This is a genomic window from Acaryochloris sp. 'Moss Beach' (assembly GCF_021497025.1).
GTDB classification, from domain to species: domain Bacteria; phylum Cyanobacteriota; class Cyanobacteriia; order Thermosynechococcales; family Thermosynechococcaceae; genus Acaryochloris; species Acaryochloris marina_A.
In genome coordinates, this window is the sequence record NZ_CP071717.1 from 2,416,104 (window position 1) to 2,439,139 (window position 23,036).

General features: G+C 47.9%; 28 protein-coding genes and 1 riboswitch. Of the genes, 20 read left to right on the forward strand and 8 right to left on the reverse strand.

The genetic code is table 11. The annotated features are described in order from the left end of the window. Nucleotides 1–43 precede the first annotated feature (43 nt). Genes HRE53_RS11205 through HRE53_RS11215 form a run of 3 tightly spaced genes read left to right on the forward strand, consistent with a single transcriptional unit; the run spans nt 44 to nt 1,777 of the window. Nucleotides 44–412 carry a c-type cytochrome gene (locus HRE53_RS11205; protein WP_235110515.1) on the forward strand — a complete coding sequence of 123 codons (369 nt, stop codon included), beginning with the start codon at nt 44–46 and terminating at the stop codon, nt 410–412. A gap of 18 nt (nt 413–430) precedes the next feature. Then, the gene (locus HRE53_RS11210; RefSeq protein ID WP_235110516.1) at nt 431–1,015 is read left to right on the forward strand and encodes an N-acetyltransferase; all 585 of its coding nucleotides are present in this window, start codon (nt 431–433) and stop codon (nt 1,013–1,015) included. 39 nt (nt 1,016–1,054) lie between these two features. Beyond that, the gene (locus tag HRE53_RS11215; protein ID WP_235110517.1) at nt 1,055–1,777 is read left to right on the forward strand and encodes a pyridoxine 5'-phosphate synthase; all 723 of its coding nucleotides are present in this window, start codon (nt 1,055–1,057) and stop codon (nt 1,775–1,777) included. Here HRE53_RS11215 and HRE53_RS11220 read toward each other — a convergent pair. Continuing rightward, a complete protein-coding gene (locus tag HRE53_RS11220; protein WP_235110518.1) occupies nt 1,774–2,310 on the reverse strand; it encodes an ATP-binding protein in 537 nt (178 codons plus the stop codon). The genes HRE53_RS11215 and HRE53_RS11220 overlap by 4 nt on opposite strands. A gap of 125 nt (nt 2,311–2,435) precedes the next feature. Next, entirely contained in the window at nt 2,436–2,495 is a 60-nt protein-coding gene (locus HRE53_RS35150; RefSeq protein ID WP_396133450.1) for a hypothetical protein, read from the reverse strand. A gap of 32 nt (nt 2,496–2,527) precedes the next feature. Between HRE53_RS35150 and HRE53_RS11225 the strand changes: the two genes are divergently transcribed. The 7 genes from HRE53_RS11225 (at nt 2,528) to HRE53_RS11255 (ending at nt 8,814) form a co-directional block, all read left to right on the forward strand. Continuing rightward, nucleotides 2,528–3,088 carry a Uma2 family endonuclease gene (locus HRE53_RS11225; protein WP_235110519.1) on the forward strand — a complete coding sequence of 187 codons (561 nt, stop codon included), beginning with the start codon at nt 2,528–2,530 and terminating at the stop codon, nt 3,086–3,088. 28 nt (nt 3,089–3,116) lie between these two features. Next, nucleotides 3,117–3,464, forward strand: coding sequence for a hypothetical protein (locus tag HRE53_RS11230; protein ID WP_235110520.1), 348 nt, complete (start codon nt 3,117–3,119; stop codon nt 3,462–3,464). A 148-nt stretch (nt 3,465–3,612) separates the two neighbouring features. Then, nucleotides 3,613–4,017 (forward strand): hypothetical protein, encoded by a 405-nt coding sequence (locus tag HRE53_RS11235; protein ID WP_235110521.1) that lies wholly within the window; start codon nt 3,613–3,615, stop codon nt 4,015–4,017. Nucleotides 4,018–4,187: 170 nt separating this feature from the next. Next, nucleotides 4,188–4,700 carry a hypothetical protein gene (locus HRE53_RS11240; protein WP_235110523.1) on the forward strand — a complete coding sequence of 171 codons (513 nt, stop codon included), beginning with the start codon at nt 4,188–4,190 and terminating at the stop codon, nt 4,698–4,700. Nucleotides 4,701–5,067: 367 nt separating this feature from the next. After that, entirely contained in the window at nt 5,068–6,852 is a 1,785-nt protein-coding gene (gene recN / locus HRE53_RS11245; RefSeq protein WP_235110524.1) for a DNA repair protein RecN, read from the forward strand. Nucleotides 6,853–7,048: 196 nt separating this feature from the next. Further along, on the forward strand, nt 7,049–7,816 hold the full coding sequence (locus HRE53_RS11250; protein ID WP_235110525.1) for a hypothetical protein: 768 nt from the start codon (nt 7,049–7,051) through the stop codon (nt 7,814–7,816). Between the two features lie 5 nt (nt 7,817–7,821). Next, nucleotides 7,822–8,814 carry a pentapeptide repeat-containing protein gene (locus HRE53_RS11255; protein ID WP_212663513.1) on the forward strand — a complete coding sequence of 331 codons (993 nt, stop codon included), beginning with the start codon at nt 7,822–7,824 and terminating at the stop codon, nt 8,812–8,814. Nucleotides 8,815–8,849: 35 nt separating this feature from the next. Here the strand turns inward: HRE53_RS11255 and coaE are convergent, their stop codons facing one another. Then, entirely contained in the window at nt 8,850–9,452 is a 603-nt protein-coding gene (gene coaE, locus HRE53_RS11260; RefSeq protein WP_235110526.1) for a dephospho-CoA kinase, read from the reverse strand. Nucleotides 9,453–9,624: 172 nt separating this feature from the next. On the opposite strand from coaE, the gene HRE53_RS11265 reads away from it, so the two are divergent. Beyond that, nucleotides 9,625–11,520, forward strand: coding sequence for a heavy metal translocating P-type ATPase (locus HRE53_RS11265; RefSeq protein ID WP_315876439.1), 1,896 nt, complete (start codon nt 9,625–9,627; stop codon nt 11,518–11,520). Between the two features lie 456 nt (nt 11,521–11,976). Next, nucleotides 11,977–12,453, forward strand: coding sequence for a type IV pilin-like G/H family protein (locus HRE53_RS11270; protein ID WP_235110527.1), 477 nt, complete (start codon nt 11,977–11,979; stop codon nt 12,451–12,453). Nucleotides 12,454–12,707: 254 nt separating this feature from the next. On the opposite strand, the gene HRE53_RS11275 is transcribed toward HRE53_RS11270, so the two are convergent. Next, nucleotides 12,708–12,899, reverse strand: coding sequence for a hypothetical protein (locus HRE53_RS11275; RefSeq protein ID WP_235110528.1), 192 nt, complete (start codon nt 12,897–12,899; stop codon nt 12,708–12,710). 150 nt (nt 12,900–13,049) lie between these two features. Between HRE53_RS11275 and HRE53_RS11280 the strand changes: the two genes are divergently transcribed. Beyond that, on the forward strand, nt 13,050–13,676 hold the full coding sequence (locus HRE53_RS11280; RefSeq protein WP_212663517.1) for an acyltransferase: 627 nt from the start codon (nt 13,050–13,052) through the stop codon (nt 13,674–13,676). Here the strand turns inward: HRE53_RS11280 and HRE53_RS11285 are convergent. Beyond that, nucleotides 13,659–14,513, reverse strand: a complete 855-nt coding sequence (locus HRE53_RS11285) for an alpha/beta fold hydrolase (RefSeq protein ID WP_235110529.1) — start codon at nt 14,511–14,513, stop codon at nt 13,659–13,661. The two genes, HRE53_RS11280 and HRE53_RS11285, sit on opposite strands and share 18 nt — an antisense overlap. A gap of 102 nt (nt 14,514–14,615) precedes the next feature. Between HRE53_RS11285 and HRE53_RS11290 the strand changes: the two genes are divergently transcribed. Next, the gene (locus tag HRE53_RS11290; protein ID WP_235110530.1) at nt 14,616–15,533 is read left to right on the forward strand and encodes a PRC-barrel domain-containing protein; all 918 of its coding nucleotides are present in this window, start codon (nt 14,616–14,618) and stop codon (nt 15,531–15,533) included. Beyond that, nucleotides 15,514–16,227, forward strand: coding sequence for a trans-aconitate 2-methyltransferase (locus tag HRE53_RS11295; protein ID WP_235110531.1), 714 nt, complete (start codon nt 15,514–15,516; stop codon nt 16,225–16,227). The genes HRE53_RS11290 and HRE53_RS11295 overlap by 20 nt, the downstream gene beginning before the upstream one ends. A 142-nt stretch (nt 16,228–16,369) precedes the next feature. Here the strand turns inward: HRE53_RS11295 and HRE53_RS11300 are convergent, their stop codons facing one another. Both HRE53_RS11300 and HRE53_RS11305 read right to left on the reverse strand, forming a co-directional pair. Further along, nucleotides 16,370–16,597 carry a hypothetical protein gene (locus HRE53_RS11300; protein WP_235110533.1) on the reverse strand — a complete coding sequence of 76 codons (228 nt, stop codon included), beginning with the start codon at nt 16,595–16,597 and terminating at the stop codon, nt 16,370–16,372. 126 nt (nt 16,598–16,723) lie between these two features. Further along, nucleotides 16,724–17,353, reverse strand: a complete 630-nt coding sequence (locus HRE53_RS11305; protein WP_235111094.1) for a HupE/UreJ family protein — start codon at nt 17,351–17,353, stop codon at nt 16,724–16,726. Nucleotides 17,354–17,385: 32 nt separating this feature from the next. Next, nucleotides 17,386–17,589, reverse strand: a riboswitch (cobalamin riboswitch). A gap of 128 nt (nt 17,590–17,717) precedes the next feature. Between HRE53_RS11305 and HRE53_RS11310 the strand changes: the two genes are divergently transcribed. Next, nucleotides 17,718–19,445, forward strand: coding sequence for a succinate dehydrogenase/fumarate reductase flavoprotein subunit (locus tag HRE53_RS11310; RefSeq protein ID WP_235110535.1), 1,728 nt, complete (start codon nt 17,718–17,720; stop codon nt 19,443–19,445). A 483-nt stretch (nt 19,446–19,928) separates the two neighbouring features. After that, nucleotides 19,929–20,396, forward strand: coding sequence for a type IV pilin-like G/H family protein (locus HRE53_RS11315; RefSeq protein WP_235110536.1), 468 nt, complete (start codon nt 19,929–19,931; stop codon nt 20,394–20,396). On the opposite strand, the gene HRE53_RS11320 is transcribed toward HRE53_RS11315, so the two are convergent. Further along, on the reverse strand, nt 20,335–21,408 hold the full coding sequence (locus HRE53_RS11320) for a ubiquinone biosynthesis protein COQ4 (RefSeq protein WP_235110537.1): 1,074 nt from the start codon (nt 21,406–21,408) through the stop codon (nt 20,335–20,337). The genes HRE53_RS11315 and HRE53_RS11320 overlap by 62 nt on opposite strands. Nucleotides 21,409–21,519: 111 nt before the next feature. Between HRE53_RS11320 and HRE53_RS11325 the strand changes: the two genes are divergently transcribed. The 3 genes from HRE53_RS11325 (at nt 21,520) to HRE53_RS11335 (ending at nt 22,979) form a co-directional block, all read left to right on the forward strand. After that, on the forward strand, nt 21,520–22,128 hold the full coding sequence (locus tag HRE53_RS11325) for a TetR/AcrR family transcriptional regulator (protein WP_235110538.1): 609 nt from the start codon (nt 21,520–21,522) through the stop codon (nt 22,126–22,128). A gap of 313 nt (nt 22,129–22,441) precedes the next feature. Then, on the forward strand, nt 22,442–22,744 hold the full coding sequence (locus HRE53_RS11330; protein WP_235110539.1) for a type II toxin-antitoxin system HigB family toxin: 303 nt from the start codon (nt 22,442–22,444) through the stop codon (nt 22,742–22,744). After that, nucleotides 22,695–22,979: a hypothetical protein gene (locus HRE53_RS11335; protein ID WP_235111312.1), complete on the forward strand. Its 285-nt coding sequence runs from the start codon at nt 22,695–22,697 to the stop codon at nt 22,977–22,979. The genes HRE53_RS11330 and HRE53_RS11335 overlap by 50 nt, the downstream gene beginning before the upstream one ends. The last annotated feature ends 57 nt before the right edge of the window (nt 22,980–23,036 follow it).

Genomic DNA, 23,036 nt, shown 5'->3' on the forward strand with positions numbered 1-23,036 from the left:
GAACACAACAATAGAGTTGAACGCTGAATTAGGCGATGTTTGAGTGAAGTTATTTTCTGTTTTGATTGCTTTTAGCCGAAAAGCTGGCTTATGGATGGGTCTAATCGGGGTGTGGTTAGGGATCAATCTCTCCCCTGCCTGGGCTACTCCGCCTGAGGCCTCGGATGGAGCGATGCTCTTTGAGAACTACTGTGCAGGCTGCCATCCCAAAGGCGGCAATATTATTCGTCGCGGTAAAACCTTAAAACTAAAATCTCTCAAACGAGATAGTTATGACACCCTGGAACCCCTCACTGGTATAGTCACTGAGGGCCAAAACAATATGCCCGGATTTGCAGATAAGCTCGATAATGCTCAAGTTGAGACCGTGGCCCAGTTTGTTCTAGAACAGGCTAACCACAACTGGAAATAAGACTTTAGGAGTAGGCCCTTGACACCTTTGAATATCAAAATCGCCACTCCAGCAGAAGCAGAGGACTGTCTAACGGTTCTGACCTTAGCCTTCTGCAATGATCCAGCCATCCGGTGGATGTTTCCACAGCCCACTCAATATGCCCAAGGTTTACCGCTATTTGCCCAAGCTTTTGGCGGCGCAGCATTTCAACAGGGGACTGCGTTCTATACAGAAGGGTTTGGGGCGGTTGCCCTCTGGCTACCGCCGACTGCTCAGCCGGATGAAGCAGCTCTAATGACCTTGATTCAGCAAGGCGTTGAGGCCAGCCAACAACCCGCCCTCACCTCTATTTTGGAACAGCTCGGTGGGCACCATCCCCAAGAACCCCATTGGCATTTAGCGATTATCGGCACCGATCCGATCTGTCAGGGGCAAGGATGTGGATCTGCATTACTCACCTATACCCTTGCGATCTGCGATCAACGGCAAGAGCTGGTGTATTTAGAAGCGACGAACCCTCGTAATGTTGCCCTGTATAAAAAGCATGGCTTTGAAGTATTGGGTACAGTTCAGGCAGGGAATTCACCAACCCTCTATCCCATGCTCAGACAGCCACAATAAACCCTATAATTAATCTTCCCCTTAGCCAGGAGCGTTATCGTGCCTACCCTTGGTGTCAATATCGATCATGTAGCCACTATTCGCCAAGCTCGTCGAACCGTTGAGCCAGATCCAGTGGCAGCAGCCGTCTTAGCAGAATTAGCGGGTGCTGATGGCATTACCGTGCATCTGCGGGAAGATCGGCGGCATATTCAGGATCGGGATGTCGAGGTGTTGCGAAAAACCGTCCGCACCCACTTGAATTTGGAAATGGCGGCAACAGAGGAAATGGTTGCCATAGCACTTCGTATCCAACCCGATTATGTCACCCTGGTGCCGGAAAAGCGGGAGGAAGTGACGACAGAGGGAGGGCTAGACATTGTAGGACAGCAAGCCCATATGGCCGATGTGGTCAAGACCTTACAAGCTGCCAATATTCCCGTTAGTCTATTTATTGATGCTGACACCGCCCAAATTGAAGCATCGGCTCAAGTGCAGGCCAAGTTTATCGAACTGCATACGGGAACTTATGCGGAAGCGAAAGGTGAAGCTCAGCAGGCTCAAGAGTTGGACGTGTTGAAACAGGGTTGTGAACTCGCCCTTGCATTAGGGCTCCGAGTCAATGCGGGACACGGTCTGACCTACTGGAATACCTATCCCGTGGCCTGTCTCCCCGGCATGGAAGAACTGAATATTGGTCATACCATTATCAGTCGGTCGGTGTTGGTAGGCATAGAGCGAGCTGTGCGAGAAATGAAAGCAGTGATTGCGGGTCAGGGCTAAATTGACAACCGTTGCTGAGCCACGACGATCAACTGCTGCATTTGCTTAATATTGACTTGGCCTTGGCGGTTAAGGGGAACGGGCAAGATTTGGAGGAATCCCTCGGCAATTGAAGGGGGCTGATCCTTGAGAAACTGGGCATAGGTGAGAATGATCTTTAGGGGAACGGCATGCGATCTCAGGTGGTTACGGTGGATGCAGTCTTGGGCAGAGGCATTGAGCTGCCAGCCTAACCACTGAATACCAGGAGGGCTATAGCGTTGCAAGAAATCACGTCGCCACTGGGCTTTGACATTAGTAGCGTCGTAAATCACAGGATGCTGAGCCTTAATAGCCTGGTCAAACTGCTGGTCAATCATGATCTGAATCTCGGTCCAAGTGCCTTGAATGGATGCATCGCCATAGAGCTGTTCGCGAATATGATCGGGGCAAATCCAGACACTATGGGGATTAATCTGGATTAATACCTGGGCAAAGGTAGATTTGCCAGCACCCGGTAGCCCAATTAGAAAATGACAGAGTCGTTTATCCACAGGCTTGCTCTGGATCTAATTTAAGATAACCACCTTAACTGAAGACTGAATAGTGTGAGAACATTCATGCAATATTTTCTGCAAAGCAACCTCGCACTTCTAGTTGGACTTTCTCCGACCCAACATCAGACAAGAACTATACTGGACGTAAATACCCTCAAAACATTTGCCCATGTAGTTCTCAGTTAAAATTCCAGGCCTAGGAATATCCCTTAAAATGACCGTCCAAATTCTGCGAAAAAAATTCACGGTAGGACAGTATCACCAGATGATTGAGTCTGGCATTTTGACTGACCGAGATCATGTGGAACTCATTCAGGGAGAAATTATTGAAATGTCGCCCGTTGGCAGACACCATGCCGCCTGTATCGATCGACTCACTGAGCTATTGGTCTTAAAGCTATTCAGACAAGCGTTGATTCGAGTCCAAAGTCCCATTCTCCTGAGTGATAACTCTGAACCACAGCCAGATCTCTCTATCCTGCAACGGAGAGAAGATTTTTATCATGCAGGGCATCCCACACCTGACAATATTTTTACCCTGATAGAGGTGTCAGATAGCACGATTGCCTTTGACCGAGATGTGAAAGTCCCTATCTACGCTCAGGAACAGATTCCTGAAGTTTGGCTGGTTAATCTCAACGATACCCAGGTTGAATGTTATCGCCAACCCATAGCGAACACCTATCAACAATTCCAAATTTTTAATCTGGGAGAAACACTGAACATTCAAGCATTTCCTGATGTTCCTATAGAGGTAAACCAAATCTTTGGATAGAGCAAATAAGCCTTCCAGAGTTAAGTGGATGAGTGCCTTCCGTCCCATCACTCTCAAAACCAAGAACGGATTGCTGCATACTTCTCACCCTCGCCTCAACCTTCAGATGCATCATGTTGCAAAGCTAGTGCTAAGTCTTTTACCAATGGTTAACGCACACTATTGGATGAAAGGAGGAGACAGTCTGAGCCCTAGCGACAGACTTCGCGCAGAAACCAAAACATATTGGCACCTTTACGCACCATCCAACGATGGTCTTCAAACTTTTCATCTTCCCAATCCTTTTCTCTGGGTTCAGATGAAACTCGACCGAGATATCATCAAAGCTGCGTCACCAATGGCCATCAATAGAAAAGATGTTTTGAATGCAATCTAACCGTAAGGTGCGATTGTGCTTAATGCCAGGATCGGCATAAATCGAGTGAGTAACATATCATGAAACGAATATTGCAAGAGGTCTATTATCTTCTCAAGCAATCTGGACCTTTTATGGTGATGACGTTTCAGCAAAAAACCCATAGACCATGCCCCATATCCCTTCTCTAACCCAGGTGCAATTAGAAATTCTTCGCCTCGCGAAAGAGAATGATGGTGAAATGCTGCAACTATCCTTTGAATCCCCCGTCATGGGTCAGGGTGAACCCCCCAGCGATCATCCTCCTTTAATGCAAGAGATGATTGACCTAGGCTTACTCGAAGTACAATCCAGTCGGGTCTATTGCGATACTTCTCGATTTCAGAGAGATTGCTGGTTTGAATACTGCGCCAATTTAGAACTGCCCTCCATCTACGCCTGGGAATTATGGCGCCAAGAATTTATTGAGAAGCAGGAAGGATCAACCACACTCATCTCGCCTGGAGAAGAATTTGAAGATTTCAGCTATGTGTGGGTACAAGAAATGATATTTCGGGCTGTTCAACCCAGCTAACGCTGGGATTATGGCCTTTACTCGAAAAAGTGAACATTCCCGAAGATTCCGTCGTATTTTTGGGTAAATCTTTGAGCGAGTGAACCTTTGCCACTACTATTTGCAGCTCAGATTAGAAGCTTTCACTCACACTTAGCTATTCTAGAATTACCCTTAGTGAGATTAATGTGATGGGCCAAAAAATCTTTAGTCCTGGTGAACTTGTTGAAGAAAGTGGTTTGTATCCCGTTGTTGGCCCTAGAGGTGGAGACAAAGGATACGAAGTGACTGCCGTAAAAGGAGAACCTTTTCCACCACTCCCTGAAAAAGGATGGGGATTTGGCAAACCTCAGTTAGCCAAAACAAGTGCAAGCCACTCAAGTGCAACCCTAGTTGAGTATTCGCCACCCGAACTACCGAATCATCGTCCTATCACTACAGGGAATCTAGCGTTAGTCCCCTCTGAGACATTACCCGGTGGCCGTCCTATACTGGTCGGAACCCGTCAGGTGAGTAGCTTTGATCATTTACCTCAACATCGTCCTGTCTTTGAAAGTGATTTGAACATCGTGGCGATGGTCGGCGATCGTCCTGTGATTAGCTTAGATTCATCCCTCATTCCCTCAGACTCTTTACCAGGCAATCGCCCCATTGCCGAGAACAACTCTTCTCCAAGCGGGAATTTGATGGGTTATTTAGATTGATGGTATGTCACATCTCATGGGAGGCTAGCAGTCAATCTAGCCGCCTCGTCCCAAGCATTAGACAAACTCAGTCTTGCGGAATCAGATTCTCGCAAATCTTTAAGCAAGTATCGGATCATTCTTGTACCCAATTCTCTAAGCGTGGCATAAGTGGGCTGCAGTGAAGTGCCATATCTATGCAGTGAGTCGTCTCTTCTGGACGCATCACCCATGCTAACGGGAGAGACCATCTTCACATCTGGCCTAGCTCTGGCATTGATTCACGCCGAATAAAAATCCGTTAGACATCAGTCATTATTTTCCGCCTTCCCTTTCAGAAGACCTGCAGATCAGTAAGATAGATAGGATCTGAGTTGGCCGTTCCAGTATGTTGCTGTCCCTCCGCATCGAAAATTTTGCCCTGATCGACACCTTAGATCTGACCTTTACGGATGGATTGAACGTGCTGACGGGAGAAACCGGAGCCGGGAAGTCCATTTTACTGGATGCCATCGACTTGATCTTAGGGGGCAAAGCCCTCAGCTCCATGCTCCGTACAGGCGAATCTCGTACCTTACTAGAAGCCAGCTTTAGTCTCACTCCAGCGCTTAATACTTGGCTGACCGCCACCGATATCGATCCCTTAGATGACTTGCTGGTGTGCAGTCGCGAAATTTCGACCCAAAGCACCTTGCGCAGTCGCTTTCGGGTCAATGGCGTTGTCGTCAACAAACAGCAGATCGCTCAACTCAGGGAACAATTGATCGAAGTAACTGCCCAAGGCCAAGCCGTGCAGTTAGGCCGAGTCGATCGCCAACGACAATGCCTGGACGGATTTGGTGGGGGACCACTTCTCAAGCAGCGACAGCAGGTTGCCACTGCCTTCACCCGCTGGCAAAAACTCACCACAGAACTCAATACCTTTCGCCAAAACGAACAGCAGCGCCTCCAAAATATCGATTTACTCCGGTATCAGCTGCAGGAACTCGATGCCGCAAATCTCGCCGACCCCAACGAGCAAACGGATTTAGAACAGGAACTGCAGCGCCTCAGCCATAGTGTTGAACTAGAACAGCAAAGTTATCAGGTCTACCAGCTCCTCTACGAAAAAGACCAAGGAGAGGCCTGTGGCGATCTGTTGGGTCAGGCCGAATCCATCTTGGTGGATATGAGCCAGTACGACTCGCAGCTTGAGCCGATGCTGGAGCTGGTGCAGCAGGCCCTGACTCAGGTGCAAGAGGCCGGATCTTTAATTAATGCCTATGGCAATACTGTGGAAACAGATCCTGAACAACTGCAGTCCGTAGAAGCGCGACTGATGGAGCTGAAGCAGATTTGTCGCAAGTATGGGCCGAGTTTGGCAGATGCGATCGCACATCACCATACCATTCAATCCCAATATGCCGACCTCACGAGCGAAGGCCAATCCCTAGATGAGCTAGAGCAAGCCGCTGCCGACTGTGAAGCCAAGCTGCAGAAAGCCTGTGACAAGCTAACGGCCCTGCGCCAGAAAGCTGCCCAGCAGCTAGAAGCTCGTATCTTACAAGAGCTAAAACCCCTCGCCTTAGATAAGGTGCAGTTTCAGGTCGGATTACAGCCTCTCTCGCCCACCCAGAATGGCGCGGATCAAATTCAGTTTCTCTTTAGCGCCAACCCTGGTGAAGCCTTACAGCCCCTCTCTGAATCCGCCTCAGGGGGTGAAATGAGTCGATTCTTGCTGGCTCTCAAAGCCTGCTTTTCCCAAGGGGAAGGCGTGGGCACCCTGATCTTTGATGAAATTGACGCAGGAGTCTCGGGTCATGTCGCCCAGGCCATTGCCACCAAGCTATACCACCTCAGTCAAAACCATCAGGTTCTCTGCGTCACCCATCAACCCATGATTGCCGCCATGGCCGATGCCCATTTCCAGGTGCAAAAACAGGTTGTGATTCAGAGGGCAAACTCAGCCAGCACCCAAGCCGCCGAGCGGACAGTAGTTCAAGTCACGTCCTTGAATGACCAACAGCGACGGCAGGAATTGGCAGAAATTGCTGGGGGTCAAACCACTCAGCAAGCCCTCACCTTTGTAGATTCACTCTTGCAACAGGCGGGGCAAGTGCGGCAAAGCTATGCCAACGGCAAAACTGCAACCAAGACCAAAAAAGCCAAAAAGCGAGCCGTTAACTCTGCTTAGGTTTTGTAAAAGGTCTAGAAGCTCGTAACGAAAGCCACCCATCTGTAACGGCTATGAGTCCTGATGCCAACATTCGGGGCACTTTAAAGATACGAACCCGCTGCCCAGTTTTACGTGTGACTTTTCCCGACTCAGCCCAGAGAAAACACTCTTTTGGGTTGATGAATCGATCGATATTTTCTGCCGCTGAATATTCATGGTCTCTGAACGATTGTCACAAGCCATCCAGGCTTTGGAACATCATCCTCAACACCGTCGCATCAAAAAGTTAATTTATTTTGTCAGTCATCAGCATTGGCCTAGCGATCTCATTCCGCAAGACCTTATGCAGCTCGATGTCTTAGTTCCGATCTTGCTCGCCCAAGTGACCACCGCTCAAGATTTAGGTCATCTGTTATCCAAGCGAGCTGCCAAGCTCAATAAATCCAAAACCTATCTGCCCATTGCCGACGCCATTAGTCAAACGTTGGCTCCCCTCTGTCAGTCCACGCCTACCATGCCAGACTATGGGGTGCCTGAAGCACTCAGTCCATCTCCCATCGGGGCAGGAGCAATCTACAGTCTGTTTGACCTAAAAGCAGCCCTAATGCAGTCCACCAACCCGCTGAAAGCAAAAATCCTGATCTTTTCAGCTCTCTATCATCCCTTTAGTTTCAGACGTCAAGATTGGTTGAACCTAAAGCAACGCTCCTTAGATAAATTACTGCAAACCCTATTCACCACCTATCCCAGCTTTGCGGCCCTAGAACAGAAGTTGATGCAAACGGCCGATCAGCTAGACACCCTCGATCAGAGTCAACAAGTGGTTCATGCCCTATTACGGGCCGTCCTCCCCCAATACCGAGGTCAATCCCTCGCCACGCTAGAGAAACCAGGGCCAGAACCGTTAATCCAGACTGCAATCGACGACTTAGGAATTGAAGATGATATGCTCACTTGCCAATTAGTGACCCAGGCTTCCTGAAGGATATGAAAGCTAAAGCACTACTTAAACAATATGCTGACAATGTCTTTGACTTCAGTGGTCAAACTCTAGCAGGCGTAGATCTAGCAGGGGCTGACTTGATTGGCATCAATCTATCAGCAGCGGACCTACGCAATACAAATTTGAGTTTGGCCTACTTGAATCGAGTGGATCTGCAAACTAGCAACCTGACCCAAAGCAACTTGAGCGGGGCTACCTTGGCTCAGGCCAACTTAAGCCAAGCAAACCTCACGGATGCAGCCCTGCATGGGGCGAATCTACAACGCGCCGTCTTGTTCAAAGCCGATCTGACCTTGGCAGATCTAACAGATGCCAATCTGATGGAAGCCGATCTGCGGGAAGTCACACTCCGCAGTACCAACCTCACGGGGGCTTGTCTACGCAGTGCCAACCTGCGTGAAGAAAATCGCAACTGCGCAGATCTTAGAGGAGCTGTCCTCGATGGAGTCGATCTTCAAGGGGCCAATTTACATGGAGCCGATCTGAGCAAAGTTAGCTTACAAGGAGCAAATCTCCGCAATGCCAATTTGCGAGCAGCCAATTTGGCCGGGGCCGATCTGCAGGGCGCTAATCTTGAGCAAGCCTTGCTGATTGAGGCCAATCTCCAGCAAGCGAATCTGAGTCACGCCACCTTAGCCGATGCAAAGCTAGAGCGAGTGAATCTCCAGATGGCTCAGCTTGTCAACAGTGATTTAAGCGACTGCACCTTGGTGGAGAGTGACCTCAGTCAAGCCAATTTGCAAGGCGCAATGCTATATCGCAGTCGGCTGAATCGGGCCAATCTCAGTCGGGCAAACCTAACGGCAGCTAACCTGCAAGAAGCATTTCTGATTCAAGCATTTTTAGCCAGAACAGATCTCACGGATGCGAATCTCCAAGGTGCCAATCTAACCCGTTCAGATTGGAGTAGTGCAATTCTAACCAGAACCGTCTTAACGGGAGCGACACTACCCGACGGTACAGCCTGTGAAACTTGACCATCGTCGCCACACTCTTAACGGCTAACCCAGTGTTAGGTTTGAGGAGTTGCTTCAATATTCATCGCCTGATCAACTTGGGTATATAAGTGGGCTAGATCAGAGTTGTTATCAATCACAACTATAGCCCGGTGAACCTTGTCTATAAGAGGCATTTGGCTAGCAATCCTAGCTTCCGCCTGAGATCTAGATATAGAGTCCCGCTCCATTAACCGCTGACACTGCTGCTCAGCATCACAAACCACCACCCAAATTTCCGAGGCTAAATCTGTCATCTTTGCTTCAAACAGCAATGGCACCACCGCCACCACAATTAGATCTGTGAGCTGTCGTTGAGCAGACAGAATGTGATCGCGTACATAAGGATGAATTTGGCCTTCAAGCCAAGTTCGCTCAGACTCATCATGGAAGACAATATTGCCCAGCTGTTTCCGATCTAGGTTGCCATCTGCAAGCAGAATCTCTGCTCCATATCGTTGGGCAATATTGACTAAAGCTACCGACCCTGGTTTCACAGCATCGCGGGCGTAAATATCTGCATCCAAAATAGGCAATTTATAGCGTGTTTCTAGATAAGCAGCAACGCTAGATTTTCCCGTCGCAATCCCTCCCGTCAACCCAATGATTCGCTGTGTCATTTCCTTCCCTTTACCAACCAGACCTCTTGCTAGATTTTAAAGGGTGGCTTCAGGAATTTATCCAACTATCTCAACACGACTCGCATCTGGTCATTCACCAAACAGAGATCAAAGATTGGCTATGATATTACCTGAATACCTATTCATATATTTATGGATTGAGTGAACGGATATGACCGCCTCTCCCACCCACTGCTGTGGCCACCACCCACCCGAAACATTCAATCTGAGGCAAACTGCAACGCCGATTGCGATCGCAACCCTACTACTACTCATTGGTATCTTCGGCAACGAACCGCTGCACAATACGCCATTTGCGATCGCAGAGTATGCCATCCTTATTCCCGCCTACTTAATTAGCGGCCGTCAGGTCCTCACCACCGCAGGCCGCAACATTCTCCGGGGAGAGATGTTTGACGAGAACTTCTTGATGACGATTGCGACGTTGGGTGCGATCGCAATTCATGAGCTCCCTGAAGCCGTCACCGTGATGCTGTTTTTTCAGATAGGAGAACTGTTTCAAAGCTATTCTGTGGGGCGATCACGGCGTTCCATTCAGGCCCTCCTAGAAGTCCGGCCCGATACCGCCAACCTGCAAGTCAACGGCGAGTTTAAACAGGTTGCACCTGAAACCGTCAGCGTAGGTAAAGTGATTCAGGTGCGGCCAGGGGAAAAAGTACCGTTAGATGGCGAGATTCTATCCGGCACATCCCAAATGGATACCTCAGCTCTGACGGGGGAATCCATGCCGCGCAGCATTGCCCCAGGAGACACAGCTCTAGCAGGCATGATCAATCAGTCCGGGGTATTGACTCTCAAGGTCACCAAACCCTTTAGCGAGTCGTCGATTGCCAAGATTTTAGACCTAGTCAAAAACGCCAGTCACAAAAAAGCCCCAACTGAAAAGTTCATCACTCAGTTTGCTCGCTACTATACGCCGATGGTGGTGTTGATTGCAGTTGCGATCGCACTTTTGCCTCCCCTATTCATTGCTGGGGCAACCCATGCCCAATGGACCTATCGCGCCCTCGTTCTGCTAGTGATTTCTTGTCCCTGTGGTCTGGTGATTAGCATTCCCCTCGGCTACTTTGGTGGCGTCGGCGGGGCTGCGAAGCAAGGCATTTTGGTCAAGGGAGCTACCTATCTAGATACCCTCACCCAGATCAAAACTGTCGTCTTCGATAAAACGGGCACCCTAACCCAAGGCAATTTCCAAGTTACCGAGGTGGTTTCTGAAAATGGTCTCAGTGACCGTCAAATATTAGCCTTAGCCGCCCATGCTGAATCCCACTCCAATCACCCCATCGCCCAATCCATTCGACAGGCCTATGGGCAGCCGGTGGACGAGTCCACTGTCCAAACCCATGAAGAAATTGCCGGTCACGGCGTTCGAGCCCAGATCAACGGCTGCACCATCCTGGTAGGCAATGATCGACTCCTGCATCATGACAATATCCCCCACGATGTTTGCACAGTAGATGGCACAGTGGCCCACTTAGCCGTTGAGGGTCAATATACAGGACGGATTCTGATTGCCGATCAGGTCCGAGACGATGCTGCTGATGTGCTACAAGCACTCAAAACCCAGGGAATCAAAACTGCAATGCTAACGGGAGACAATCAGACCGTCGCCAAAAAAATTGCTCACCAATTGGGGCTAACGAACTATCGGGCTGAACTGTTACCAGAAGATAAGGTCACAGCACTAGAGGGATTCTGGCAGCAAGCCCATCAAAAGGTCGCATTTGTTGGCGATGGCATCAATGACGCTCCTGCGATCGCACGAGCAGATGTCGGTATTGCCATGGGTGGTATCGGCTCAGATGCAGCCATTGAAACAGCAGATGTGGTGATTATGGCGAACACGCTCACCAAAGTGGTGACAGCGATCCAAATTGCCCATAAAACTCGCCGTATTGTCTGGCAAAATATCGCGGTCGCGTTGGGAGTCAAAGGTCTATTTCTGCTCCTGGGCACGATGGGTATCGCCACGCTTTGGGAAGCTGTGTTTGCCGATGTCGGCGTTGCTCTACTAGCCATCTTCAATGCTGGACGTATCTTGAAGTAGTCTGCAGCAAGCCAAATCTTTTTACTTTCACTCAAGGGCTACCGGATAAGTATTAGAGGTAATTACCAAGATGAAGTGGGGCAAGCCTCGAACAGCCCAGGTGCATGTGAGCCTCTCAATGTCTGTGCTTCAGCAGAGAATAGCTTCAGGCTATTTAAATATTCTGACTCATATTTTTTGCCTTTAAAACTAGTGCAATCAATATATTGCAATTAGGAATTTGACTCATCCGAATATTTGCAAGGCTTATCAATAATGGACAGATCTTGATATGCCACGCTTTTTGCTTTGAACAGATTCTGCGGATCATCATAATGATGCAAAGATCAGAGCAATGGTTACACCTAATCCCTACACACCTCGTAAATACAAAAGCTTTGGGGTTTGTTCAAAATCTCTACAAGCAAGGGAAAGCTATGCTAAATAGCCTATTTCAGGCTCTCAGGTAAATTAGTTATGACCTTTAAATTGCTTCGAACTGTCATCTCCAACAATTTATGTTTGGGTATTTTAGCAACAGCTTTCATGCTCTTTGCAGGTTGTTCGTCAGACAGTCCATCAAAAAGTGGTGATGCGAATTCACCAGACAAGGCTATATCTGCTGCTCTTCAAGCCGCCAAAGAGAAAGAAACGATTGCTAAAAGCGCTATTGGAGCCACTAATAGAGCACAGCAAATTCATTTACTTGAAAACTCAACTTTTGCAAATTCCTTCGGTGCACTGGGTCTTAGCCCAGATTTTGGAATTGATGCATTCTATGATCTGCAGATTGTGTCAGCTGATGCGGGTCGCGCTTATTTAACAGCAAGTGCAAAGCAACCTAACTTCAAGAGCTTCAGTGGTGTAGTCATTAATGCCAACGGCACAACCACAGCTAAAATCTGTGCAACAAAATCTGCATCTCAAACTCCGCCGCCGATAGATTGCAAGTAATATCACGTTTAATCTGGCGGAAACTTTTAAGCAGGTTATTTTGGGAATATGCTGTATCGGTGCAATCTTTGAACGGTGCTGAATTATGCGGATAACATGGGCATTTTAGTGTTGCAGAGTGCTGTGGCCCTCACCGCTACAGCGAGTCACTTTGGTGTCAGTGGGTTGCGATAGCAATCTCCATACATATTCCAACTCACTCCATCCACCTGAGCCCAAATCACAACCTGGCGATTCAGTTCGGCAGCAATGCTTCAAGTGAAACGACCAGTGCAAGGTTTATCTGAATCTTTACCCATCCGTTGGCAACCCTCCCAATAGTCTTCAACCACATTACGGAAAGAGGTTTCTAACTCATCAACGGTTTCTCCATCAAAGGCAATCACATCCTCCCACCCGGCCAAAGAAGATTCGATCTTCAGCATCCAACTGAATAACAACTTCATACCCTCTATATTCCATCAGTTATTCCCGCTCTGAAAAAAAAATATTACAGATGTAACCCACCTCACCATTCTTTTACGAGTAAAAGAGTATCCTAACCATAGGTGAGGCCGTTTGCTGGAGAAATCGACTGATGAGAAAGCAATACCACCATGAATCCTTTTTATCCAGGCTATTACACGGAAAATGAGCTAAGAGACTTTGGTTTCAAATCCGTTGGCCAGAACGTTCAAATAGCCAAGAACTGTACCATTGTTGGCCTTGAAAATATCGCGATCGGTGACAACGTTCGCATTGATGCCTATTGTTCCATCTTTGCCCATAAGGAAGGCTGGGTCACATTAGGCTCCTTTATCCATATTGGCGGCTATTGTCTCCTATCTGCTGGAGACGGCATCCGGATGGATGATTTTAGCGGTCTCTCTCAAGGGGTCCATCTCTACAGCAGAACCGATGACTACACGGGCAAATTCTTAACTAATCCCACCGTACCCAAGAAATACACTGGCATCGTCGGGGGAACGATTACCCTGGGCCGCCATGCCATCATTGGCTCCAGCTCCGTTATTCTGCCCAAAGTTGCCATTGGCGATGGCACCGCCGTGGGGGCACTATCCTTAGTTACAAAAAGCTTAGACCCTTGGGGCGTATATTTCGGCAGTCCAGTCAAAAAGCTGAAAAACAGATCTAAACGGCTGCTGAAATTGGAAGCAGAGTTAATGGCGGAATTGGAAAGGCCCGCCGACAGCCTACCCATCTCTCTATCTGCCATTGGATAAAGGATGCAGGTGGAGAAACTCAAGTACAGCTGAGTTAAAACGCTCCGCTTCGACTAAGAATGGCCAATGGTTACCCGGCAATCGTTCGACTTGAAGCTGATTGAGATAGGTTTGGTAGGTTTTTAAGCTGCTGGCACGGCGATTAATTCCTTGCTCGGGCTGAACTAACAGAGTCGGAATATCGATTGGCGCGGTTAAACCGGAGATAGCAACGGATTCCTGAAAGATTTCATTGCGGGCAGGCACTGTAAACTTGCTGCCCCAACTGCCATCCGCTTTTTGTTCAATCCCCTCAGCAAAGACCTGTTGCTGCAGGGGACTCCAGCCTTGAAACTGATTGAGAGTTTGCGCTTTCGCTTCTGCCACTTCATAACTAGAGAACGGCCCCATGCCTTGCAAAAAGGGCAACACTTTATAGAGCAAGGGAAAGGTAAAGTTCACAAATCCAGGCATCTTATTGATGTAAAAGGGATCAACAAGAACCATGCTGGATAAACGCTGGGGGGCAGCAGTGGCCCAAATAGGGAGCAGCTTAGCCGTCCAGGAATGGGCAATTCCATGGACCTGGGACCAGCCCAAGTGATCTAAGAGAGCTTCTAAATCGCCAATCAACTCAGTAAACGTATAGCCTTGAGTCGGTTTGTCGCTCTCCCCATGTCCTCGCATATCTAAGGCCACCAGATGATAGTGATTGCCTAATGCGATCGCAAGATCAGACCAGACACGGGCATGATCCCCCAACCCATGGAGAAGCAGCACAGGCTCAGGCCCTGTAAACCATTCCAAGTAGGAGAGTTGAATATGGGGGAGCGTTAGGGTTTTCCGAATAGGTTCCATAGGCTCAATCATCCCTAAGAATGGGGGGCTTTGTCTATTGGCCAAAGACGGCGAACCCCCTACGCTACACTAAAAAGCATAAGTCAGAATATCTAGGAGCCAATGGCAGACTCTGCAAAGATCATGCGCCATAGCCAATTGTTGAACCGATTGGTGATTGACCGCGACACCACAGAAGAATTGGGTCGGATCGATGTGGTCTGGATGCATCCCCCCGCCCATCGAGTCATGGGGTTTATCTGTAAACCTGGCTTTATGACCAAGCAGCGCTATGCCTTTAACCTCAAGCAGCTTTATCGGATTGGCCCTGAGAGTATTTTGGTCTCTGCAGGGGCCGCTGAAACCAATGCCAAAGAAGTTGCCTTACTAGAGACTCTGATTGGCCTAGAGCTATGGACCGATGCCGGAGAACGGTTAGGCCGGATTATCGATTGCCTCTTTGATCAGCAAACGGGCAATATCACCCACTATTTGTTCAAGTCAGCGGGCTGGCGAGGCTTTACCAGTGGGGTCTACCAACTGCCACCTCGATCCGTAATGAGCTTTGGCCGTAAAAAAGTGCTAGTCACGGCTAAGGTCAGTGAAAACCTCAAAGTATTTCAAGAGGGACTAGAAGATCGACTGGTACAGGTAAGCGATCGCATCAAGTCTGGCTATACCCAAGAACTCGACTCCCTCACGTCTCGGGCTCAAAAGCTAACCCAACAGGCAGAAGAACGACTGCAAAAGCTAGCGGAACAGGCCAATGAACAGGTGGAAGCCTTTAGCCAAGAAACCGATGAAGACGAAGAAGACTTCAGCCAGCAGCTCCAGGAAAAATCGCAAAAGCTGATGCAGCAAGCCAAACAAAAAGGTCGAGCCCTATGGGAACGAGTTGAAGATGGTGCCTTTAACCTCACGGAAGAACTAGCCAGCCCGAATGAATCCCGTCCTCGCCCCAAGGTAGAGCCGGTTACCCAGGAAGAGGTGATTAAAAATATTCCCATTGAGGATTTAGAGGATGATGAACCTTGGATCTGACGCCAGCGCCCTGCTAACGCGGGTGCCGGAACCAGAATTAATGGATGATGATGATCAGGCTCGTGCCTATGCAGAAGCTGATTTTGCAGAACCCCACAATCATTTTGTTCAGCTTCTCCAAGAGACCTTTCCTCAGTTACCCCAATCAGGAAACGCTCTTGACTTAGGCTGCGGTCCTGGGGATATTACCCTGCGCTTTGCCCACGCGTTTCCAGCCTGGTCAGTGGAAGGATGGGATGCATCGGAGGCCATGCTGAACTATGGCTATCAGGCCGTAGAAGCAGCAGGACTGCAAGACCGCATTACCCTCAAAAAAGTATATGTACCTCAAAGTGATACGGTCAGCGATACCAAAAGTGATACGGTATCGTTTCCTCTAATTTTTTCGAATAGTTTGCTCCATCATTTGGCCGATCCGATGGCTCTTTGGACAGAGGTAAAACAGCAATCGGGGGCAGGGACGGCGGTCTTTATTATGGATTTGATGCGACCCACAAAGCGAGAGACAGCAAGGAATTTCGTCGATCTCTATGCGCAAGATGAACCAGAGGTCCTACGGAAAGATTTCTTTAATTCGTTGTTGGCAGCTTATCGAGTGGATGAGGTGAAAGATCAACTAGTACAAGCTGGGTTAGGTGGTTTGCAGATGCGTGCGGTTAGCGATCGCCATCTCATTATCTGGGGCCAACTTTAGTATCGCGACCTGAAGTTTAAATTCACATATTCATTGTTTCCAAACCAAAAACTACTGATTTCTCATTAAGGCGTGGAAAACTGATAGAGATTTTTGCACCTTCAACTTGGGTATGGGTTCTTCTCCCCAGTCCATTACCCAGTTACCTGACAAAGACCAGGGCATAAAGCGAGAAGATAGCCGAGCCACCATAAAACGCCATTGCAATCCAGTAACAGATCGGCTCTTGGCTACGGTGTTTTTTATGGGCCCACTTACCAAACTCTAACGTGCGTCGCCCCCCTCGCACCCAAACCGAGCCAGAGGTAAATCCATCCCACAGCAGATAGCCAGTCGAGAACAACAAAACGGCAAATAGAATTTTCTCCACAGTTACCTCATGCCTCTAAACAACAAAGAATGCCGTTATCAAACGAAACGGCATTCATATATTGCCCAATCAACCCTAAAAACAGGTGGGGCACTTATTCAGTTGTCAGGTATCAAACACCCGCTGTTAAGCAACGCAAAGATAGACACCCAAGCTGGTCACAAAGCCACCCATAAAGAGTTGAGCTAGGCGAGCATGGCGTTGAAACAACTGCTGGCAAAATAATCCAAGCCCAACGCCACTCAAATGCAGCAACGCTGTAGCCACTACAAAGCCCAATCCATAGGGTAGACCAGAAGCCGAGGCTGGCATTTCTGCACCATGAGCAAAACCATGAAGCAGGGCAAATGAAGCAACAATCGCAGCACTCTGACCCATGGGAAGACGGATGGCAGCTGTAATCAAGACCCCTAACATCAGCACAGAAGAAGCAATGCCTTGCTCAACAAACGGAACGGCTATCCCCGTCGTGCCAATAAAGCCACCTAAGATCATGACCGACACGAAGGTTAACGGTACGGCCCATAATGCCCGACGTTCCATCTGAGTCGCCCAAAGGCCTACCGCTACCATTGCAGCGAGGTGATCTAACCCACCTATTGGATGGGTAAATCCATGCATAAAACCGATGCCATGGCTGCCATCAAAATGGGCTTGAGCGCTGACAGGCATTAGCACAATAGCTAGCAACAGCCCTGGCAGTAAAAGTTGCGATAATCGAATGCTCTTACTCGTCCATCGCAGGGAACGAATCATCTTATTCACAATCTGTACCTCGCAGATATGTTGTAGAGAAGAATGCAATCAAGGGTATTCTGGCTTGTCGTTGAGCAATAGTCTTGCGCAGGGCATCTTGCAACTTCAAGATGGCTAAACACCTTGCACCCAACATGCACGAACAACTTACAGTTGCGGGACAGCGACGGGCTTACACCGAACTTTCCCCAGTTGTTTGACAGGTTTATAACAACCTTGACAACAACCTGATTGGCCGCAGATAGCCCTCCAATTCATTGATTGTGAGGTGAGTATATCACTATTACAAAACCCTGTAGCTAAGGATTCATAAAGAATATGTGCGATAGATTTGGAACGTATTCGAAGCTGTAAAGAAACTGCCATGTTAGAGCATGATGTTGTAATCGTTGGGGGTGGTTTGGCAGGGTGCCGTGCTGCCCTAGAAATTGCTCGAAAGGCACCCGACCTTAATCTGGCAATGATTGCCAAGACCCATCCCATTCGGTCCCATTCTGTTGCTGCCCAGGGAGGCATTGCCGCCACCCTCAAGAATGTGGATGACCAAGACAGTTGGGAAGCCCATGCCTTCGATACCGTCAAAGGCTCCGATTATCTAGCCGATCAGGACGCCGTCGCCCTCCTCACCCAAGAAGCCCCAGACGTCGTTATTGACCTAGAACATCTTGGCGTTTTGTTTTCTCGCCTGGAAGATGGTCGAATCGCCCAGCGTGCCTTTGGAGGCCATACCCATAACCGCACCTGCTACGCCGCTGACAAAACCGGCCATGCCATTCTCCACGAGCTGTACAACAATATTCGCCGCTACGGCATCACCATCTACGACGAATGGTACGTGATGAAGCTAATCCTTGAAGACAACCGGGCCAAGGGTGTGGTTATGTATCACCTTTTGGATGGTGAGTTACAGGTTCTACGGGCCAAGGCCGTGATGTTTGCCACGGGTGGCTATGGTCGAGTCTTCAACACCACCTCGAATGACTTTGCCTCTACAGGGGATGGTCTATCCATGACGGCACTAGCTGGCTTGCCCTTAGAAGATATGGAATTTGTCCAGTTCCATCCCACCGGCTTATATCCTGCTGGCGTTTTGATCTCTGAAGCCGTTCGAGGAGAAGGGGCCTATCTCATTAATAGTGAAGGGGAGCGGTTTATGGCCACCTATGCCCCCAACAAAATGGAGCTAGCCCCTCGCGATATTACGTCTAGAGCCATCACCACAGAAATTCGCCAAGGCCGTGGTCTACATCTCGATGGTAGTGCAGGGGGACCATTTGTTTACTTGGATTTGCGTCATATGGGGCGGGAAAAAATCATGAGCCGTGTCCCCTTTTGCTGGGAAGAATCCCACCGCCTAGCAGGGGTCGATGCAGTCACGGAGCCAATCCCAGTGCGACCCACCGCCCACTATTCCATGGGGGGTATTCCGGTCAATACCGATGGACGGGTTCGCAATAGTGCCGACGGCTTGGTGGATAATTTCTTTGCAGCCGGAGAATGTGCCTGTGTATCGGTTCATGGTGCTAATCGTTTAGGCAGTAATTCTTTATTAGAGTGCGTGGTGTATGGTCGGCGAACTGGTGGTGAGATCGCAACCTACGTGCAAGACCAATCCCTCCCTCATATAGATGAACAACAATATCTCCAAGAAGCCCACCAGCAGATCAAAGCATTGCTCGCTCAATCCGGTGACATCCGCATTAACGATATTCGCCAACAAGTCCAAGATTGCTTGAGTCAACATTGCGGTGTTTTTCGCACTGCAGACATTATCCAAGAAGGCTTAGAACAACTCCAAACCTATAAACAGCAGTATCCAAACATTCGCCTCGATGATAAAGACAATCTTTGGAATACCGAAATTATCGAAGCCCTGGAGTTACGTAACTTAATGGTCGTAGGTGAAGTGATCATGACCGGTGCCCTGCAACGCCAAGAAAGCCGTGGTGCTCATTCTCGTGAAGATTTTCCCACTCGAAATGACGATCAATTTCTGCAACATACCTTAGCCTATTTTTCCACAGCCGGAATCGAGCTGAAATATATGCCCGTCAATTTAAACCAATTTGAGCCTCAAGAGAGAAAATACTGATCTCTATCGACAAAAGTTTCTTTTTTATAAGCTTTATTGTCATCAATCATCATTTTTACTTGAAAATACTTCTTTTTAAGATGCTGACCTTTCACCTCATCTCTCTAGTTGTTGGCAGCAAAAAAATGGGTCACAAATTGTTGTGCTTTTGTCCGTGAATATACGGACAGTTCACCCCAATCTCAATGTTAGGTTGACCATAGCAACACTATTTTTAGAGGGTTTGAAGCTTGCGTTATCTCTTTGCTCGTCACCCAACGTAGTTAAATCGTTTTCCAGATTGTTAACAACTAACATTGAATTCATGTTGTTACCGATAGCTGTTAGCAACTGTTTTTTATCCCCATGAAGTTTGTTGTTTGCAAACTATATGGGGCTTAGTTTTTTGGCAACTTATTCTTTACTCAAAGCTTTGCTCTACCCATTTCTTGGACTATATTGCCCAGCATTGAGTTGCTTCTGATCATCACTTCTACAAGCACCATGTTTTCGTTCATCCCTAGCTATAACAGCCTCCGGCAATATCCCGAACAAGGTGTGACCCTTTTAGAGCTATTAGTCAGTGTCGTTATTGTGGGTATTCTGTCTGCTGTGGCCGTGCCATCCATGTTGCAGCAATCTTTGAAAGCTCAACAAGCTGTCGCTCAAAGCTATATTGGCTCTGTCAATCGCGCTCAGCAAACCTACCGACTAGAATTTCCAGTATTTTCCAACACCATGGCCAATTTAGAGATTGATTTGCCACTCATCTCAGATCAATACACCTTCCAATTTGGAATTACGAACTCTACTCTGGGAGAATTCCAAGCAATACCCAATAACAATGATTTAGATGCGATCACAGGCTGTGTGTTTGCCACTATTGTTGCGGGTTCATCTGCAACCACAACTAGCACGATCCTAGAACAGTCTGGGGCAGGAGCTGCTCCTGCGGTTCCACCATCCTGTTAAGATCTAGCGCTTGAATGTTGTAATGTTCCCGAATCCTAGTGATCGGCTGCTCAAGCAGTTCTGTAAAGGACCAGTAGGGACTGAACAAGTCTTGCCGCACAGTAGTTCCTTGCACAAATGCCTGGATCACTAAACTCGGGACAAAATTATTTTGACTAGGGTCCAAAACACCAAGAGTTGTGAATTCTAAACCCAGGTGGAAATCCAACACCACTTCAAGCAACAGCTCAAACCCAAATTGACTGCCGCTCATGCCCGCTTCAAAACCCGCCACCACAATTTCGCCGACGGGGCTGGTATCAATACCCGATAACAAATGAATCAGATCATGAGGCACCAGGATATCGCTAAAGCTTTTCTGCTCGCCGGGTAAGGGAAAGTTGCGATCGCGATAGTACTGATACAGCTCTTTCCCCAAGGTTCCAGCAGGTAAATCTTCTAAAACTTGATACTGACGGGCCGTTTCAGGATCACCGATATATTGGTGCATAGCACTGAAAATACACTTCAGTTTCTGCCACCATCCACCTGGCAAGAGTTTGACTAGGGATCGCACTGAGTAATCCCAAAATAACCCTTGCAACTGTCCAGAATACACCTGCTTTAGGCTCTTCAAGGTATGGGGTTCATGCAGGCAACCTTGGGCAAACTGCTGCACTAAGTTCACTTCGGCTTGCTCAACCTCCATGGACAGGTAGGGCATCAAGATCAAAAATTGCAGGGCCAGCTCTTGATACCTACCTATTAATTCACGTCCCAGCAATTCTGGACTAATAATAGGTAGGTCCTCAATCGACCCTTGCCATGGGAGCAGATGGTCTTGAATCGACTGCATCATGTCTTGGGCTAAGGGATGCATGGACCGTTGGCCTTGAAGGGTGGCAACGGTTTTCAGGCTGGATAGTAGTGTGACTGACTGGTGCTCATTCCAACTCATTCCTTGAAAATAAGGTTGACTCGGTACTTGAGTGGCAGAAGAAGTAGGGCTGACGGGCGTAGCGATAGTCGACATGGTTGAAACCCTAATGGCGATATCTTTATATTGACCGACTGGTCGGTCAAATGTCAAGGATGAAGATGAAATGCCTACAGCAACAGACACAGGAACAGCTATGATGACGCCATGAGTCCCAAAATTGTTGACCGAGAAGCCAAACGACAGGCGATTCTGGCCGCTGCGATCGCAGTCTTCGCAGAGAAAGGGTATCACTCCACTAAGATGGCCGATATTGCCCGTAAAGCTGAGATGGGCAAGGGCACCCTCTATGAGTATTTCCGCACCAAGGAAGAACTCCCCAAAAGTCTCTTTGGTCTAATGCTCCAGGAATTCGATCAACAAATTTCGCAACTAGAGGAAGCTCATTCCGATCCAGTTGAGGCCATCATGGCAGGAATTCAACTCTGTTTTCAGGATCTTGATGAGTTCGCCTATATCACCCCCTTAGTCTTCGAAATTCTGGGTAACAAGGAGCTGGATCGATCAATTGGGTTAAGTGAAGACTTTGAACAGTGGATGGAGTGCTTAAATCAGTTCTTTATTACTCACATTCAAGCCGGTCAAGCCCAAGGGCAAATCTCATCTACTCTCTCGGCTCCCATTTTTGCTCGCATGCTGGTGAGTACCTTAGATGGGATGGCCACCCACTACTGTATGTTCCACCTTCAACCGAAGTTTTTTACAGCTCAAGTCCAAGTACTAGAGGATATGGTCCGCGCTTATATCAAAACTTAAGCAGTGGTTTCAACACTGACACAATGGTGCCCACCTAAATTTTTAACGAACTCTAACTTATTTATCCTGTTCAGTATTCGCTATAGTCTCCAAGAAATTTTCCCAAACTTGCTCACTCTCAATTTTGGCTAAGAGCCCTACTGAAAAACAGGATGATTTTTTCATTGCTAGCTTGTCACGTTTTCACTCTCTCAACAAACGTTTGGTCATTTCTATAATCAAGCCAAAAGTAGGTTAACTTATCAATATGATAAGATTATCAGTGACTGCAACTAGAGCCAAACAATGAAATATATTTTTCGACAAAATCGACATGCGAATTATTTCAGACTCTCGCCTACGAGCAGCTTCCGCAAAATACCCTAATTCTCAGTCCAGTGTCAGAGCGTGGATCAAGATTACAAAATTCGCCAATTGGCAAGCCCTTGAAGATACACGTCAGACTTTTCCAAACGCTGATCTAGTAGGTAAGTTGACCGTCTTTAATATCGCCGGGAACAACTATCGACTGATCACTCTAATCAACTACCGAAAAAGTAGGATATATATCCGTCATTTTTTAACCCATGCCGAATACGACAAAGGCAAGTGGAAATATGATTCTTGGAACAAATGATGCAGCGAGCTATGAAAACTTGGTACAAGAATTTATACCCCGACCAATTCACACCGATCAGCAGCTACAAGCTGTTCAAACTAGAATTGATACCCTGATAGATTTAGAGCGTGAACTCACACCTGATGAAACGGACTATCTGGATCTTTTAGGCACTCTCGTCTGGGAATATGAGCAAACTTTAGAAGCTATTCCCGATATCTATGGGGGTGGACTTACTGAAAGTTTTAGTTGAAGACAGAGGACTCAGACAAAAAGATCTAGTACCTATTTTTAAAGCTGAATCAATCAT